The 2,807-nt window shown below is 71.8% G+C and carries 2 protein-coding genes and 1 pseudogene; 1 reads left to right on the top strand and 2 read right to left on the bottom strand.

Going from position 1 to position 2,807, the window contains the following annotated elements:
- Positions 1-931: PAS domain-containing protein (locus tag VFB40_RS16360; protein WP_324851572.1), on the bottom strand; the 931-nt coding region annotated here is incomplete at its 3' end.
- 367 nt (positions 932-1,298) lie between these two features.
- Between VFB40_RS16360 and VFB40_RS16355 the strand changes: the two genes are divergently transcribed.
- A complete protein-coding gene (locus VFB40_RS16355; protein WP_324851571.1) occupies positions 1,299-2,585 on the top strand; it encodes a cytochrome P450 in 1,287 nt (428 codons plus the stop codon).
- Here the strand turns inward: VFB40_RS16355 and VFB40_RS16350 are convergent.
- A pseudogene (locus VFB40_RS16350) lies at positions 2,582-2,807 on the bottom strand (terpene synthase family protein); the annotation flags it as partial. The gene VFB40_RS16355 and the pseudogene VFB40_RS16350 overlap by 4 nt on opposite strands.

Genomic DNA, 2,807 nt, shown 5'->3' with positions numbered 1-2,807 from the left:
CCGCCAATACCAGCACGCTGCGTTCCGCGTCGTCGAACACTGCCTCGCTCTCGTAACCGAGCAGGCACACCCCGCGCATCCGCGGAACGCCCGACAGCGGCAGGAACGCCCACGCCTCGTGGCCGCAGTCCTTGACCGCCGGCTCTACCTGGGGGAAGCGCTCGCACAGCTCCGCCGAGCTGCCGAAGAAGAGCGCTGACTCGTAGATCGCCGACGTGCGCAGCGGACCGTAGTCGGACACCCGCAGCGTCTCGTGCCGCCCGGCGCCGGGGCCGCAGGAGAGCAGCACCTCGACCCGGGTTCCCACGTCCGCGATGATCAGCGCGTCGGCCCCGAGCGCGGGCAGTGCGCCCTCCACCGCCGCGCGCACCTCGTCCAGCGTGGACGCGGCGGCCAGCCCCGCGGTGACCGTCTGGATCCGGGTGGCGGCCCGGGCCTCGGAACGCGCCGCCTCCTCCGCGGCGCGCCGCTCGGTGATGTCCGCGATCACGCCCATCAGCCGCAGCGGGCCGCCGTCCGGACCCGGCACCACGCGCCCGCGGGTCTCCAGCGTGTGGACGACGCCGTCCGGCCAGCGCACCCGGTATTCGAAGATGTAGTCGCCGACCGAGGACAGCAGCGGATTGAGCGTGCGCAGCAGCTCCTCGACGTCCTCCTGCGGTACCTGCGCGAGGAAGCTCTCGAACTGCGGCTCGGCGTCGGGGGAGAGGCCGTGCAGGCGGAAGGTCTGCTCGTCGCAGACGACCTCGCCGGTGGACAGATGCCAGTTGAAGAAGCCGGCGGAGGCGCTGAACCCGCTGGACGCGGCTCCCAGCTCCTCCCAGGGGGCCAGCGCCCGGTTCGCGCCCTGATAGTCGGCGGCGTCGTGCGCGGCGTCGTTCCCGGCGCCGTGCGCGTCCGACGTGGCGCTCTGGTGCTGAGGCGGCGTCATCGGTTCCTCCCGCCGATCGTGCTCGCGCCCGCTCCCGGGTGATTTCGTAGCCTGACTTCTCACTTCAGGCACACGCGTACCGCTCACCATCATGCATACGGTAGTCGCGTGGTAGCGGTACGGGGTGGTGTTTCTCAAGAATCGCACAGGATGGCCGGTTTGTATCGCCTGTATGCGCCCTTACTGCGCCCTCGCGCCCTCGCTAATGTGACCGAGTGTCAGGATAACGCGACTGGGGGTAATCTTGTCGAGATCGAGCGACCCTCTTCTGCGGCCAACTCGCTCAGCAGCGACGATACCCGGAGCTTTGCCGCTGCTCGGACACGCCGGCGCGCTTCTGCGCGATCCGCTCGGATTTCTCCAAAGGGTGTATCCGCTCGGGGACGTCGTCGCGCTACGCCTCGGTCCGAAACCCGCCTGCCTGGTCAACGGCCCGGAGCCGCTGCGGCAGGTCCTCATCTCCGACGCCGCCCGCTACGACAAGGGCTTCCAGTTCGATCAACTCAGGGGTCTGATCGGGGACGGCGTCGGCACCTCGGGCGGCGCGAAGCACCGCCGGCAGCGGCGCCTGATGCGCCCCGCGTTCGACCACGAACACGTCGAAGGGTACGTCGCCGTGATGGCGCGCTGCGCGGCGCAGACCGTGGCGGACTGGCGCCCGGCGGCGGGCATCGACGCGGGCCGGGAAATGCGCCGGCTCGCGATGACCGCGATCGCGCGCGCCATGTTCGAGGCCGTGGACGACGGGCCCAGCGCGGACGGCTCCGGGTCGGCCGCGGTGCACGAGGTGCTCGCCTCGCTGCCCGTCCTGCTCGGCGGGGTCGGCCGCCGCGCGCTGCTTCCGCTGGCCGTGCTGAACAAGGCGCCCACGCCCGGCAACCTGCGCTTCGACCGGGCCTGCGCCGGACTGCACGCGATGGCGGACCGCATGATCGCCGATCACCGCTCCCGGCAGGCGAGCGCGCCGGACCGCGCGGCCTCCGACGCGCCGAGCCTTCTCAGCACCCTGCTCGCCGCGGTCGACGACGAGGACGGCGGCGGCATGACCGACGCGCAGGCCCACGACGAGATCATGACCGTGCTGCTCGCCGGAACCGAGACCTCCGCGGGCACGCTCGCCTGGACGCTGCACGTCCTCTCCCGCGACCTCGATCTGCAACGCGCCGTCCAGCGGGAGGCCGCCACGGTGCTCGCCGGCCGGACCCCGACGGCCGCGGACCTCGGCTCCCTGCCGCTGACCCGCCGTGTCGTGTCGGAGATCCTGCGCTACTACCCGCCCAGCTGGATCCTCGGCCGCCGCCCCATCCAGGATGTGCAGATCGCCGGCGTCCCGGTGCCCGCGGGAACACAGGTGCTGCTCAACTTCTACGGCCTGCACCACGACCCGGCCGCGTACCCGGAGCCGGACCGCTTCGACCCCGACCGCTGGCTCGATCCCGACCCGGAGGCGACGCGCGGCCACTACCTGCCCTTCGGCCTCGGGCCGCACGCCTGCGTCGGAGAGGGCTTCGCCTGGAGCCTGGTCCTGACCGCCGTCTCGACCATCGCCTCGCACTACACGGTCAAGCCGGCGCCGGGGTCCGTGGTCAAGCCGGTGGCCCGCACGACGCTGCATCCGGGCGTCGTCCCGCTGGTGCTCGAACCGCTGACTTAAGCCGCGATGCCGAACTCGTACCGCCGGGTCTCGGCTGACCAGGCAAGATGCCCCGAGATCCAAGCCCTGATATCACCGAGGTAGCGCGCGATCCGCGGGTCCCCGTCATCCAGCAGCGGCGCCTCGAGCCGCTGGTAGTCGCGGATCCGGCGGTCGTGCAGCGCCGCGGCCTCGTCCAGCGCCTCCTCGATCGGCAGCTTCCGGGTCCGGCTGAGTACTGCG

Source organism: Actinocrinis sp. (genome assembly GCF_035650855.1).
Classification (GTDB): Bacteria; Actinomycetota; Actinomycetes; order Streptomycetales; family Catenulisporaceae; genus Actinocrinis.
The sequence above is the reverse complement of the archived record's forward strand: the minus strand, read 5'-3'. Positions and strand labels throughout refer to the sequence as shown.